This is a genomic window from Myroides phaeus, assembly GCF_009799805.1.
GTDB classification, from domain to species: Bacteria; Bacteroidota; Bacteroidia; order Flavobacteriales; family Flavobacteriaceae; genus Flavobacterium; species Flavobacterium phaeum_A.
Map to the genome: position 1 here is coordinate 498,530 of NZ_CP047050.1, position 15,260 is coordinate 513,789.

A 15,260-nucleotide genomic window follows, 5' to 3' on the forward strand; every position below is an offset into this window, starting at 1 on the left:
TTAATGCTCCCATAGTGTACCCATAAAACACCATACTTTTTATGGTTACACTATGGGAACACTATGGGAGCACTATGGGAACACCCAAAAGAAGAATAGTATTATGACACTAACTTTTGAAACAAATTCACCTCATCAAAACAATAAAACTCCAAGGATGCACATTCAAATAAAAAATACTTTTGTTTATAAATAACCTTATTCTTTCCCTATCACAAACCATAACTCTCAATCACAGTAAATTATGATCTCTCTTTATGGATTAACAAAATTTCGTTTTCTACCATATATATGGTATTTTCATTATCTACTACCTATAAAAAAGATACAATACTTATTTTTGCAATTAATTAGAAACTCCCCGTTAAAATAAAACACTTTAAAATTTAAATGAAAAAATTACTTAACAATACAATTGTAAGATTACTTTTAGGAGTAATAGTTGGCTTAATCATTGGCCCTTACTTAACAGATGGTTTACTTCAAGTAATCTTATCTTCTCGCCACGTACTGGGACAAATTATCTTATTCTTAGTGCCATTAATTATCTTAGGTTTTGTTGTTTCATCAATTACAAAACTTAATACTAATTCGACTAAGGTAATTGGATTCTCCATCGTTATTGCTTATCTATCGAGCATAGGTGCCGGATTCTTTAGCTCGGCTTTAGGATTCAACATTATCCCTCATTTAGAAATAGCTAATAAAGCGAATAGCTTAAAAGAATTACCTGCTATGCTTTTCAAATTAGACATCCCTCCTGTTTTTGGAGTTATGACTTCTCTAACATTAGCACTTATGATTGGTATTGGAATTTTATGGACTCAATCAAAACCGTTAGAAAAAGCTTTCGATCATTTTAAAGATATTGTACTCCTATTGGTAAATAGAGTACTTGTTCCTATTTTACCTTTTTATATTATGGCAAACTTTGCCCTATTAAGTTATGAAGGTTCTATTCAATCACAGCTTCCTGTATTTTTAACAGTAATTATTATTGTAATTATAGCGCATTTTGTGTGGTTAGCATTTCTATACACTATCGCAGGAATCTATTCTAAACAAAATCCATGGGAAGTTATCAAACATTATCCACCTGCTTATTTAACAGCAGTAGGAACAATGTCGTCTGCGGCTTCTTTAGGTATGGCTTTACAATCTGCCCATAAAAGCAAAGTTCTAAAACCAGAAATCACTAACTTTACTATTCCATTCTTTTCAAATATTCACTTATGTGGTTCTGTTCTTACTGAGGTTTTCTTTGTAATGACAGTATCTCAAGTATTATATGGCTCAGTACCTGATATTGGTACAATGATTTTATTTATTGTACTTCTTGGAATATTTGCAATTGGAGCTCCTGGTGTACCGGGAGGAACAGTAATGGCTTCATTAGGAATCATCGCTTCTGTTTTAGGTTTTGATGATGCAGGGATTGCTTTAACATTGACTATTTTTGCATTACAAGATAGCTTTGGTACCGCTTGTAATATCGCAGGTGATGGGGCACTTAGTTTAATGGTAACAAAATATAGTGATAATAAACAAACAGCATAGTCTCTATAAATTACTATGTGGTTTACAATAGACATAAAATGATTAAAAAACTTTTAAACAATACCATATTCAGATTATTAACTGGCGTTGTATTAGGACTTATTGTAGGTCCTTATCTAACGGATGGATTACTGCAAATAATTCTTTCAGCAAAACATATATTAGGCCAGCTAATCTTATTCTTAGTCCCCTTAATCATTTTAGGTTTTATTGTTTCCTCTATTGCTAAATTAGATCAAAACTCTTCGATCATTATCGGATTTTCATTAATCATTGCTTACGCTTCAAGCGTAGGAGCCGGATTATTTAGTGCTTCTTTAGGATATAATATACTTCCATGGATAGATGTTCCTAAATCTACTTCTACATTAAATGAATTACCTGCTATGCTTTTCAAATTAGACATTCCTCCTATATTCGATGTAATGACTTCTTTGGTATTAGCCTTGATGCTTGGTTTAGGAATTTTATGGATACAGTCTAAAGAATTAGAAAAAGCCTTTGATCACTTTAGAGAAATCGTTCTTTTACTTGTAAATAGAGTTCTTGTTCCACTTCTCCCCCTATACATCGCCTGTAACTTTGCATTACTTAGCTATAGAGGCTCAATACAATCACAGTTACCTGTTTTTATCAAAGTAATTGCTATTGTTATTGTTGCTCACGTTGTTTGGATTGCGATCTTATATACTATAGCAGGCTTATATGCGCGTAAAAATCCTTGGGAAGTATTAAAGCATTATGGCCCTACTTACTTAACAGCATTAGGAACAATGTCATCTGCGGCCAGTTTAGGGGTTGCATTACAATCTGCTCACAAAAGTAAAATATTGAAACCTGAGGTATCTAACTTTACAATACCTTTCTTTTCTAACATTCACTTATGTGGAGCTATGATAACAGAAACATTCTTTGTAATGACAGTTTCCTTAGTTTTATACGGCCATCTACCAGATGTAACTACACTAATTCTATTTATAGTATTATTAGGAATATTTGCTTTAGGGGCACCTGGAGTACCAGGAGGTGCGTTAATGGCTTCTCTCGGGTTAATTACTCAATTATTAGGATTTGACGATGCAGGAATAGCCTTAACACTGACCATTTTTGCACTACAAGATAGTTTTGGTACTGCTTGCAACATTGTAGGAGATGGAGCACTTAGTTTAATGGTAACAACATTTCACGATAAACAGCATAAAAAAAGGGAAGCTAATTAGCTTCCCTTTTTTTATGCTGTTTAAAATAAACTTAGTCTTTTAAGATATTACGAGAGATTACTAATTTTTGAATCTCTGTAGTTCCCTCACCAATAGTACATAATTTAGAATCACGGTAGAACTTCTCAACTGGGAAGTCTTTTGTATAACCGTATCCTCCGTGAATTTGTACTGCTTCGTTAGAAACTTTCACACATACTTCAGATGCATACATCTTAGCCATTGCTCCTAATTTAGTAACAGGCTTGTTGTTATTCTTTAAGAATGCAGCTTTGTGTAATAATAACTCAGAAGCTTCAATCTCTGTAGCCATATCAGCTAATTTGAATCCAATCGCTTGGAATGAGCTAATAGGTTTACCAAATTGAACTCTTTCTTTTGAGTATTTTAAAGCAGCTTCATAAGCTCCTTTAGCAATACCTAAAGATAAAGCACCAATAGAGATACGTCCACCATCCAATACTTTCATTGCTTGGATAAACCCTTCTCCTACTTCACCTAAACGGTTAGCATCTGGTACGCGACAATTATCAAAGATAAGCTCTGCTGTTTCTGAAGCACGCATACCTAATTTGTTCTCTTTTTTACCGCTTGAAAAACCTGGAGTTCCTTTCTCAACAACAAATGCTGTCATACCGTGTGAATCTCCTTTTTCTCCTGTACGTACAATTACTACAGCTACGTTACCAGAAATTGCGTGTGTAATGAAGTTTTTTGCTCCATTTAATACCCAATGATCTCCATCTTTTACTGCAGTTGTACTCATACCTCCTGCATCAGAACCCGTATTGTGTTCTGTCAATCCCCAAGCACCAATCCATTCTCCTGTTGCTAACTTTGGAATCCATCTTTTCTTTTGTTCTTCATTGGCAAAAGTTAAGATGTGATTTGTACATAATGAATTATGCGCCGCTACAGATAATCCGATTGATGAATCTACTTTTGAAATCTCTTCAACTACCGTGATATATTCATGATACCCAAGTCCAGACCCTCCATATTCTTCTGGTACAAGTACACCCATAAATCCCATTTCCCCTAATTTCTTAAACAAGTCTACTGGGAATATTTGTGCTTCGTCCCATTCCATAATATTTGGACGAATATGTTGTTCTGCAAAATCTCTGATTGATTGCGCAATCATTGCTTGAGTTTCGTTGTATTCAAAATTCATAGTTGATAGTTTTAATTCGTGAATTTCAAATATAAACTAATTATATCTACTTTGTCAATAGGGAATTTCTCAATTTTCACTAAATCCTGTTTATTAACAAAATCTCCATTCATACTCCTATACTTTACAACTTCCCTTGCTATAAAGTAATTCATATAAGGTAATTCTTTGATTTGATTAATTGTAGCTTCATTTATATTCAATAAAGTGTATGCCGGAGAGGTCTTTAATATGAAATATTTTGATAATTCTACCACTGTCTCCTCTGGTATACCTTTTACAAATTTTAACTGTTCAATTGACACAAATCCTCCTAAGCGTGCTCTCTCTTTTAATATCCTATCTGCATAGGCAGGACCAATTCCTCTTACTTTTTGTAAATCATCATTAGTAGCAGAATTAATACAAATTGGCTCAATAATCTCTTCTCTATCCTTTTTAGTATCCCCTTTTTTCTCATACTTTAATTCCCCTTTCTGTTGATTAACCCATTTAGGAAATTTAAAATAAGGACTATATTTTTCTAACCACTCACCTGATACCTGTGTAACATTCTGAAACTCCCGTACTGAGTTTACATATAAATTTTTATCTCGAAACTGATGTAATCTATCTATCTCTTCCTTAGTCATTCCAAATAAAAAACCCTTATAATCACTAATAAAGTTAGGATTAAAAGGGTATATAGTATCTTGTTTAAAGCTTTGTAATTGATATAAACTATCTATCAATAGAACTTTAGATTGATAAGATGATGAAATAAAGGTAGCATCTTGTCTATTGCCACTTCTCTTAATAGACAAGAATAAAACCAATAAACTACTTTGAATAATAACCAATAAAACAATCAATATTATTAGTCCTCTTTTTTGAGATTTAGAATAATAGTAAAACTTTTGTTTGACAGAAGATAACATAGGTTTCTTTTTACAGAAAGTTAATCATTCTATCTGTCAAAAAAATACACTAATCAAATATCTTTTACAAATCAAAAACGGATGTTCTCTTAGTGTAAAAAAAGTCCTTTATTTTAGCGAAGAATGCTAATGTAACATATAATGCAAAAGCTAAACCTAATGTAAAAAAAGAAAGATATATAAAAAACAATCTAACACTTGTGGCCCTCATTCCAAGTCTATCTGCAACACGCGTAGAAACTTTAAATCCATATCTTTCAAAAAAGTGACGTAAGTTGGTTATCATATCTATTTTTTAAATTATTTATCAAAAATACAAATTATTGTTTCAAATACCTCTTTCCAACAATACATTCTAAACACCTCCCCTCGTCGCAATACTTTTTCTTCAAATGAACAAGCGCTTGACTGTCAACAATATTTTCTACTTTTATATTATTCTTTACAAACAAACTTACAATGCTATTTTGCTCAGCCTGTATATTCATACCTATCTCTATTATTTCAGCTAAATCATAATCTTCTATATTTTTACTCCGCTTATATACTATCTGCATAGGAAGAATTACATTTACTATTAATAGATCTATAAAACTTCTTGTCATCCGCTTTACCTGTCTTTTACTTTCCTTATTCAAAACATAATGATTCTGCCAATAATCACTTATCTCAACATTAAAGTAACGGTATAATTCTTCTATATTAGTGACTTCTAAAATCTGCGTAATAACCCTCTTATGGTGATAATACCAACTTGCTAATTGTGCTAATCGAATAGTAGGGAAGTTTTGAGGGCGCAATTGAAAAAACTGAAGTTCACCACTTGGTCTTTCTTTTAAATTATGTTTATACTTTAGAAATTGCCATTCACTTCTTAACTGCTTTACATACTCATCATCAACCTCATCACCTGTATGCAATAAACCAACCACACCAAAAAACAATGCCTCTATTTGTATTAATGAATTAGCTTGTTTGTATACTATAGTCACAGGCAATTGACGCATTGCATCAAAAAAAACCTCTCCATTAGAATTTAAACCAAAACTTCTCGCTAAAAAACAAAAGAATACTTGCTCCCAATGATAATTCGTCTCTGCTAACAACAACTCTATCGGTTTTGCTTTATACTCTAACCGTTCAATAAACAATCTATCTCGCCAAGACATCCAACTCAAAGCATCAATCTCTTTAATAAATTCCTCACATTTTAAAGGCTTTCTACCTAACAATAAATGATTACTTTTCTCTACAAGTTTAACGTTTACATAGTTCTCTAAAATCAAAACAGGAATCTCTGTTCCATCTTTCCTAAAAACAGGCATATCATACTCCCAAACTACGTGTAGAATAACATTGTTATAACGATTGTCTTTCTCGTGATTATGCGCATACCATTCTGAAGCACATTTATGAATTTCTACATTACCTGCCCAAACTTGCTCATCTATTTTTAGTTTAGCATTAAAAAAATCAGGACCATCTAATCCCGTAAATATTCCTATTGAATATATTATTATCTTCTCATTATTAGCAGTGCGCAACTCATTTGAGTTAAAAAGTTGATTTGCCCACACATAGTGAAGGAATGCTTCTTTCATAAAATAAAGGGCTATTATGGTTAATCTAATTCCTTTTAGGTACTTTTATAAAACTATTCCAAACATCTTCTAATTATGAGAATACAATTAAGTTTTATTCAAATACTATTTATTTGTCTATCATTCAATTTATTTGCACAAAAACCTAACCAAAATATATTAGTTGAATACGAAAGCTTTATAAATAATAAAATTGTTAATCAAGACAATCCACTTATGCTTATTAGCAATTTAGATTACGCTTTTTTATATCAGAAAAAGCACCTTGATGTAGGTATTGAGAATTATCCGTTCGAACAAACTTATATTGATTTTAAAAAGCAAGAATACTTATCCCTTGCTCAACTTGATTTAAAGTCAAGAATCAAAACAACAGCAACTAATAGCTATACTAATTTTCTACTGAGTAGAGAAACTAAAAAAATTGCAGGATACACTTGTAAAAAAGCAACAATAGAAATAAACTCCAACAAGTATACGTTATGGTATACTGATGTAATTAAAGCTAAAGGGAGTCCATTATTATTAGGGGCTAACTTAGGGCTTGTATTGGAAATAGACAGAAATGGTACTTATAAAATAACCGCTAAGAAAATAACTCAAAACCTTTCTATAGATATCAATCCGTATCTAAAATTAGAGGGAAGCGAAATGGTAGACCTAAAGCTTTACCAAAAGAAATTATGGGAAAGTAGATTCAAAACAATTCCTCTTTTTGAAAATGACCTTGTTAATTATTCTGACACTCTAATAAACAAACCTAACTTACTACGATTTGCTAAAGGAACACTTCTCGTAACTAAAGTAAAATTCCCTAAAATAAATAATACAGATCAAGTATTTGTAAACCTTACAGAACAATCAAACGGTGATGCTTATGATAGAACTGGTAGTCTATTTTTGATACCTTATTATCATGAAATATCATTGATGGATGCTTTGGAAAGAGGCTTAGATATTTTACCTGTTTATCAAAACAAAGAGTCTTCTAATAAATATCAAGGAGTCGTTGCTACAAACAACTATACTCCTCCAATTGAGCTAATGCGATTCTTTACTCCTTTTGGAGTAAAAGGTTTTAATCATATTGAAGTATTAGATTACCAATGGCAAGAGAAGGCTTTTTACAGACAAGAGATTACAGAGTTTGCTCCACTTATAAGCAATAGTGAATGGTATATTGGTGTATATATTGGAAACTACGACAAAGGAGGTCATAAAATAAGTGCAGATATAACAATTCACCCTAACGGAAGTAAACAAAGTGAGGTAATTAATATGATGCCTCTTTTCAATACAACAAATGTAATGGAGATGGCAGGGCAAAACTACCCTACAATGTTTTCAAGTTCAGAAGGTCTTAAAATAGAATTCACAGCTACAACAGACATGAAGAATGTGCGTTTACGCTACATTGCAACAGGTCACGGTGGTTGGGCAAATGGAGATGAGTTTAATCCTAAACCAAACACAATCCTTTTAAACAACACTAAAGTTCTTGATTATTTACCGTGGCGACAAGATTGTGGTTCTTACAGAGATTACAATCCCGCTTCAGGTAATTTTGAGACGGGACTATCCTCATCTGATTTAAGTAGATCAAACTGGTGTCCTGGCACTATTACTCCACCTATTTGGATTCCGTTAGGTGATATCCCAAAAGGGACACATACCTTGCAAATCAAAATTCCAATGGGCAAACCAGAAGGAAAAAGTTTCAGTTACTGGAATATATCAGGTGTATTATTTAGCGAATAAAAAAAGGGACTCCATAAATGAAGTCCCTTTTTTGTATTTTTTTACTACCAATACGTAAAGAAATAATTATGTAAAGAAGTTCCAAGCAATTCCAAATCTAAACATAAAGTCTCGATATGGATTATTTGGTGCTGAGTAGTAATTATACCCACTCATACTTGAATTAAAATGTTCAAGTTTTAAATAAATACGTGCTGTACGCACTTTCATATTTACAAAAAAGTCAAACACTGGATAACCACCAATTTTTACTTTATCCTGAACAAAGAAATCTCCTAACAAAGGGTTGTAATCATTTCCATAGTATTTAGTAAAGTAACTAAAAGTAATACCTGTTTGAAACTTTAATGCTTTATCAAAAAAAGCGTCAGAGTAATACAATGTATTTCTTGTTACAAAATCAGGAACATTCAAAATATTGTCTGCTTGATCTACCTTTTGGTATAAGAAAGTATTGTCTAAACCAAACTTACCAACTTGAATATCTTTTGAAAGTTGTAATGATAAATAGTTTATTGTTTTCCCATATTGTTTAGGAGAAACTAACAATTGATTTGCAATTCCAAAATCATTATACTCCGTTGCATCATTTGAAAAATACAATTTATCTTTTAATACAGAATAGCTTCCTGAGATAGAAACCCAAGGCGTATTAATAGTAGCATCAAATTGATTTATTTTTTCGTTATTAAACTCTTTATACCAGTTGTATCCAACATAGTCACTTTGATATAAATAGTAACTTAAATTACCCATTCTATTCAACTTTTGATATCCAAGATCAAAAGAAATATTGTCAGATAATTTATAAAAAACATCAGCTTCTATATTACTTGTATTATCATCTCCCAAAGAGGTACTCAACAATAGATTTGCTTTCCAATTATTCTTGTGATAAGTATACTTACCCCCAATCATATTAATATTCTTTTCAATTTGATCAGGCACAATACCTTCTTCAATATGAGCTATACTTTTATAATAATAGCGATATTTATAGAAGTCTGTAAAGAATTGAAAACGTCCAACAACATCAGATTGATAGGCAGCTCCAACACGATTAAATAAATTATAATAACGTGTTTTATTACTTATTTCACTTTGAAAAGCATCTCCGAATCTTGTTTTATCATCATACTGACTATTGACATTTCCTTGTTTATACTCAAAGAATTTATCTTCATAAGTAAACTCATGAGTCAATAATATACCATTCTTAAAAGACTTGTTTAACTGATACTGGTGATTAAGATAAAAGCGTTTCCCTTTTAACATAGTTTCTACATCGCGGAAATAAACATTTAATCGTTCACGTTTATTATATGGAGCCTTACTCTCTTCAAATAAATCTAAATCTCGGATACCTCCATTTTCTTGATTCATTATATCTTGGAAAGTAAAGTGCGTTCTAAGCAAATATTTTTTATTTGGAGAAATATAACTTGACCCTATTCTAAAATTACCTGTAGAAGACAATTGATTAATATACTTTCCTAAAGATCTCAATCCTTTGTACCCTACAAATAAATTTAAATTCTCACTTGTATTTAGAGTAATAAATGCATCAAGGTTTTGGCCTTGTTTCATAACACTTCTATAATACAAATCAGTATATGGCGTAGGAGAGGAATAATAGTTAATATCATCCGCATCTAAGTATGCAAATTGTTTTGCTTCAAAACCAAAACCAGGAAGTACATTGTTCTCCTTATAATTATACTTTAAGACATTATAAGTTTGACCTTCATTTGCAAAAGGCAACAAGCCAAAAATATCTTTTCTTAAATAATTAAACGTATAATATTTCTTTACACTTAATGCAGTGTCAACAGCAATTGTATCATTTTTAATTGAAATGATTTTATAATCTCGAATAGGCGCAACAGAGTCTTTCTTGACTTTCTTTCTTAGACTCCCTATTTCTTTTTTACCATTGTTATCTTGTTCTTCGTCTGGACGATAACTACTTTGTTCTCCCAAGTTTTGGAATTGCCCATAAGAAGTTATAAAACAGAATAGAAACAGAAAAACACCTAAGTACTTTCGCATACAAACTAAATTTGGACAAAGGTAATTTTATTTTTTAATTAAATAAAAAAAGCCATCCGAAGATGGCTTTCTTATTTCATTTTGACTAATTAATTTTTAGCCCATATTAATTTAGAATTCATTTTGTCACCACCCATTCGAGCAGCAGCAGCATCTTTATTAGCTTTATTCACAAGATCTAAATCACTTGGATAAGTAATTCTCTCTGGTAAATCAGTTAAGTTTTCTAAAGGTACAAAAGTATAAGACGTTTCTCCATTAGGCCCTTTAGCAATCAAATCATGAGATTGACCTGGTAAAAGTAGCGTTTTAGGATACTTTGTTCTTCTATACTCTGCCCAAGCTTCGTAAGGTTGTAAATAAAGTGCAATGTACTTTTGTGTTAAAACCGTCTCTTCACTTGCTGCAGGTAATGTGTTTACATAAGCATCAATATCAGCTTGAGCCACACCCCAACGAGCCATAGAAGCAGAAACTCCTTTTTTATACTCTGCATCATCCCAGTTTTTATTTTCAGAAACTAAAAATGCAACCTCAGCATACTCCATTAAAACTTCACCATAATCAGCTTTATAAACTGCTGCACCAAATTGAGAAGCAGCTCCTCTTTGTGATCCAGTAAAGTTATCTTGTAATCCGATAGGGAATCCTGTATAGAAACTTGCTTCACGATCAACATAGTTTCCAACCTCAACGCTTGGAGCACTTGTATCTTCAGGATCAGAATAAAATAATACTCTTACTTCATTTTCTACACCATCATCATCTTTTTTCAGATTAGTTTTAGGAGCAACCATTCTAAATAAACGTGGATCAACTTTTCCTGCAAAAACATTAGTCTCTCCTTTCAATAATTCAACAAATGTATTCGTCGGTGCAAAGTCATTACGATTATCAATAAATGCTGCTGTATAGAATGGTGCAGGATTTATCTTATCATTTTGAAATACTTGGATTACGTTATCATCGTTTGATTCCATCACTCCACTTGCTATAGCCTCATTAATATGAGCCTGAGCTTCTGGAATAACATTTTTCACGCGGTTAGCAATCTTTAATCTTAATGAATTAGCAAAACGTTTTAAAACGATTGGTCTTCTAAACAAGTTATCTCCACTTGAGAACACATTATTTGCTTGTAAATTCACAGATTCAGCAGCCTCTTTCAACTCCTTCATCAAATCTTTATAAATTTTTTCTTGAGGAGCAAACTTTGGTGTAGCTTTTTCATTTTCAGTTCCAATAGTCATTCCTTCGAAATCTGGATCATCACTACCATAAGAATAGTAAGGAATATCTCCATAAATTTCTAAAGCTTGTAACTGAGCATACGCAATCATAACACGTGCTGCTGCTAATTGATTTTTTGGATCTCCATATGCTGCAATCTTTGCTTCGTTTGCTGGATCTTCTAAAATATCAATAATTGTTTTATATTTCTTTACTGCTAAAAAGATATCACGGTATAAACTATTATTTACACCAACTCTAAACTGATATCTATCTTCTGCTGTATAGTTTCTTTGTGCTGAATACTGCACCCAAGGTAGAGCCATACGAGCAGAAGGGAAACCTCCTCTTGTATTAGTCATTAAAGCCTTGTTAGCACCATTAAAAATTCCCGTTGTACGAACCTCTGTTGGTTTATTTGGGTTTACATTTATGTCTTCTAAATCCTTATCACAACTTACTAAAGTAAGTACACAAGCAATGAAAGACAATTTATATATAAGCTTTTTCATAATACTCTTTAGAATTTAAATTTAACATTCATTCCGTATGTTCTTGTAGAAGGTAAAGAAGCTCCTTCAATAGCTTGGATGTTTCCACTTCCGTATGAAGCCATTTCAGGATCCATACCTTTCCAAGCAAGATTCCAAGTAAATAAGTTACGACCAAACATAGAAATAGTAATTCCTTTAAAAGGCCCAACCCACTTAGTAGGTAAATCATATCCTAAAGATATCTCACGTAATTTCACATAGTCTGCATCAAAAATGTTCTGTGCATCAACTGTAGTTTGATGAGCTTTAGCCCAATCAATTGCATCTACAACTTTATCATTTTTAGTTCCATCTTCTTTAACACCATCTAAAATCACACCTTTCTCACGGATACCATCAACTGCAGTTTCTTCTAACATACCAGAGTACATTCCGAACATATGAGAAGTAGAGTAATATTTACCTCCTTTTTGAATATCAAGTAAAACTCCTAAACGGAAATTTTTGTATTGGAAGCTGTTACGAATACCCATATTATAATCAGGTAAATATGAACCTAAAGCTTGTACTCCTGTTGATTTATATAAACCATTCGCTCCTACTACTTTATTACCATTTGCATCTCTTACATAATCTTTACCATAAATTTGTCCATAAGCCTCACCTACTTTTCCTTGTAAAGAAACGTTAAATGGAGCTCTTGTTATTTCAACTGACTCAACTCCATCAGCTAATCTTGTTAACTCATTTTTATTTTTAGAGAAGTTCCAAGAAATATCCCATGAAAAATCAGGTGTTCTAATTGGAGCTAAATTAACTGTAGCCTCAAGCCCTTTGTTTTTCATATCTCCAGCATTCAACCATTTATAAGCAAATCCTGTAGCTGGGTCATACTGTACTCTTGTAATAAGATCCTTAGTGTCAATTTGGTAATAAGAAACCTCGAAACCTACTCTATTATTTAAGAATGCAGCCTCTAAACCGATTTCTTTAGTAGTCATCATCTCTGGTTTTAAGTCAGGATTGTTAGCCGTAGCACTTAATGAATACGTAGGAGAACCTAAGAAAGGCCCATCTAAATTAAAGTAATCATTTGTTCTATAAGCATCAGTATCATTACCAACTTGTGCCCATCCTAATCTCAATTTACCAAACGATAACCAATCAACTTCTGGTAATAAAGTTGAGAAAATAAATGTACCTGTTACAGAAGGATAAGTAACTGACTTTTTCACAGTAGAGAACCAATCTGTACGTGTTGTACCTTCTAAGAATAAAAACTCCTTATAGTTTAAGCTAACAGAACCAAACACACTGTTTGTTCTCATATGAGTTTTATCATTTGAAGATTGTGCAGGAGAGTTACTATTACTTAAATTATACAAGTTAGGTAAGTCTAAACCTCCTACTGTAGTTCCATATAAATAATCTCTTCTTTTCTCACTTCTATTAACTCCAACAAAAGCGTTTAACCCAAAATCACCAAAATGATCATCATAATGTAAACGACCTTCATAGTTATATTCAGAAATATTACGTTTCAATATACTATAACTTGAAGTAGCTTGAGAACCAACAGCAACTTGCTCTTCTACTGTAAAACTATAGCGATCTCCATACACAGTACCTACAGCATATAATTTATCACTAAAGTTATAAGTCAACTTCACATTTCCATAAGTTCTATTACGAACATCTTGAGAAGTATTTTCATGAACTACCCAATAAGGGTTATCAGAATATGCAGGTCTTGCATCATTCCAATCATTTCTATTCCAAGATCTTTGATTACCATTTTCTAATTTATAGTCTTTAAGCTTTTTAAAGTCTAATTGTCTTTGAGACCACTGGAAGAATTTCTGAGCAACAGAGTTATCTCCATACCCAACTTCAGGTCTATTAAATCCTTTAGTATAAACATAACTAATGTTTGTTTCTGCTTTTAACTTATCCGTTAACTGAGTAGAAGCATTTACAGTAAAGTTATTTTTCTGTAATTTAGAATTAGGAACAACCCCCTCAGTAACATTATTACTAAAAGACATTCTTACATTACTATCTTTATAAGACTTACCTACAGCTACAGATTGATTATGTGTAATACCTGTTCTAAAGAAAGATCTTACATCATTTTTAGATTTTACCCAAGGTACTTCTTTCATATAATCGTTAGAAAATTCAGGATCAAAAGCATACCATGGTAAATACATAGTACCATCTAACTTAGGTCCCCAGCTTTCATCAGTAGAATATTCTGGGATGTTATACATTTTCCCGTCAATCTCAACTTGTGACCACTCTGGAGAAGAACCACCTCCATAAGAGTTTTGCATTTTCGGCATAATGTTTACACTCTCAAAAGTAATTCCAGTGTTAACCTCAATATCTGTACGACCATTCTTTGCAGACTTAGTAGTATAAATGATTACACCATTACCTCCTCTATTTCCATATAAAGCAGAAGCAGGTCCTCCTTTTAATACAGTTACAGATTCGATTTCATCTGGATTTATATCCGCAGAAGTATCACCATAATCACGTCCACCAGCACCTCTTTGCATATTAGTATCCCCAAAGTTACTATTATCCAAAGGTACCCCATCAACAACGATTAAAGGTTGGTTGTTTCCTGTTACAGATTTAATACCACGTAAAACGATACGAGCAGAACCTCCCATTGAAGATGGAGAAGTTACTTGTAAACCAGCAACATTACCAGACAATGCATTTACAGCATTTGTTTGTCCAGCTCCTGATAATTCATCTCCTTTAACTTCTTGAGAAGAATAACCAAGTTTCTTTTTGTCACGCTTAATACCCAAAGCTGTTACTACAACTTCATCAAGCATTTCTTCATCACTTGCCATTGCAACATTAAAAATTGATGCAGCACCGACAGTGTGTTTAACGTCTTTCATTCCCACAAAAGAAAAAACAAGAACATCTCCTGCTTTTGTTTTAAGAGAATACTTCCCATCTAAATCAGTTTGTGTACCATTTGTAGTACCACTGATTACAACAGAAACCCCAGGAAGAGGAAGCCCCTCTTCGCTTACAACTCCGCTAAGAGTCTTTTCTTGTGCGAAACCAACCTGTACAAATAGGGTCAGAATACACATAAAGATCCAAGTAAACTTTGATTTCATTATAATTATTTTGATTAGTTAGTATAACAAATCTAACAAAAGATTTTAAATAACATTAACTTTTGTTAGATTTTTTTAGCAATCAGAATAAATATAGTTTAAAGATAAACACCC

Annotated in this window: 10 protein-coding genes; 3 read left to right on the top strand and 7 right to left on the bottom strand. The window is 32.4% G+C overall.

Going from position 1 to position 15,260, the window contains the following annotated elements:
- Nucleotides 1–390: 390 nt before the first annotated feature.
- Complete coding sequence (locus tag GQS07_RS02350) at nucleotides 391–1,557, top strand: dicarboxylate/amino acid:cation symporter (RefSeq protein ID WP_158209448.1); 1,167 nt, start codon at nucleotides 391–393, stop codon at nucleotides 1,555–1,557.
- Between the two features lie 41 nt (nucleotides 1,558–1,598).
- Complete coding sequence (locus GQS07_RS02355) at nucleotides 1,599–2,777, top strand: dicarboxylate/amino acid:cation symporter (protein WP_158211313.1); 1,179 nt, start codon at nucleotides 1,599–1,601, stop codon at nucleotides 2,775–2,777.
- A 31-nt stretch (nucleotides 2,778–2,808) separates the two neighbouring features.
- Here the strand turns inward: GQS07_RS02355 and GQS07_RS02360 are convergent, their stop codons facing one another.
- The 4 genes from GQS07_RS02360 to GQS07_RS02375 all read right to left on the bottom strand — a co-directional run bounded on the left by GQS07_RS02360 (nucleotide 2,809) and on the right by GQS07_RS02375 (nucleotide 6,469).
- Nucleotides 2,809–3,951, bottom strand: coding sequence for an acyl-CoA dehydrogenase (locus GQS07_RS02360; RefSeq protein ID WP_090405176.1), 1,143 nt, complete (start codon nucleotides 3,949–3,951; stop codon nucleotides 2,809–2,811).
- 11 nt (nucleotides 3,952–3,962) lie between these two features.
- The gene (locus tag GQS07_RS02365) at nucleotides 3,963–4,868 is read right to left on the bottom strand and encodes a ComEA family DNA-binding protein (RefSeq protein WP_158209449.1); all 906 of its coding nucleotides are present in this window, start codon (nucleotides 4,866–4,868) and stop codon (nucleotides 3,963–3,965) included.
- A gap of 64 nt (nucleotides 4,869–4,932) precedes the next feature.
- Complete coding sequence (locus GQS07_RS13745) at nucleotides 4,933–5,154, bottom strand: PspC domain-containing protein (protein ID WP_158209450.1); 222 nt, start codon at nucleotides 5,152–5,154, stop codon at nucleotides 4,933–4,935.
- A 34-nt stretch (nucleotides 5,155–5,188) separates the two neighbouring features.
- The gene (locus tag GQS07_RS02375; protein WP_158209451.1) at nucleotides 5,189–6,469 is read right to left on the bottom strand and encodes a DUF2851 family protein; all 1,281 of its coding nucleotides are present in this window, start codon (nucleotides 6,467–6,469) and stop codon (nucleotides 5,189–5,191) included.
- Nucleotides 6,470–6,544: 75 nt separating this feature from the next.
- Here GQS07_RS02375 and GQS07_RS02380 point away from each other — a divergent pair, with 75 nt between their 5' ends.
- Entirely contained in the window at nucleotides 6,545–8,227 is a 1,683-nt protein-coding gene (locus GQS07_RS02380) for a GLPGLI family protein (protein WP_158209452.1), read from the top strand.
- Nucleotides 8,228–8,293: 66 nt separating this feature from the next.
- On the opposite strand, the gene GQS07_RS02385 is transcribed toward GQS07_RS02380, so the two are convergent.
- The 3 genes from GQS07_RS02385 to GQS07_RS02395 all read right to left on the bottom strand — a co-directional run bounded on the left by GQS07_RS02385 (nucleotide 8,294) and on the right by GQS07_RS02395 (nucleotide 15,146).
- Nucleotides 8,294–10,276 carry a putative porin gene (locus GQS07_RS02385; protein WP_158209453.1) on the bottom strand — a complete coding sequence of 661 codons (1,983 nt, stop codon included), beginning with the start codon at nucleotides 10,274–10,276 and terminating at the stop codon, nucleotides 8,294–8,296.
- 89 nt (nucleotides 10,277–10,365) lie between these two features.
- Nucleotides 10,366–12,018: a SusD/RagB family nutrient-binding outer membrane lipoprotein gene (locus GQS07_RS02390; protein ID WP_158209454.1), complete on the bottom strand. Its 1,653-nt coding sequence runs from the start codon at nucleotides 12,016–12,018 to the stop codon at nucleotides 10,366–10,368.
- 8 nt (nucleotides 12,019–12,026) lie between these two features.
- Nucleotides 12,027–15,146 carry a SusC/RagA family TonB-linked outer membrane protein gene (locus tag GQS07_RS02395; protein WP_158209455.1) on the bottom strand — a complete coding sequence of 1,040 codons (3,120 nt, stop codon included), beginning with the start codon at nucleotides 15,144–15,146 and terminating at the stop codon, nucleotides 12,027–12,029.
- Nucleotides 15,147–15,260: the final 114 nt, after the last annotated feature.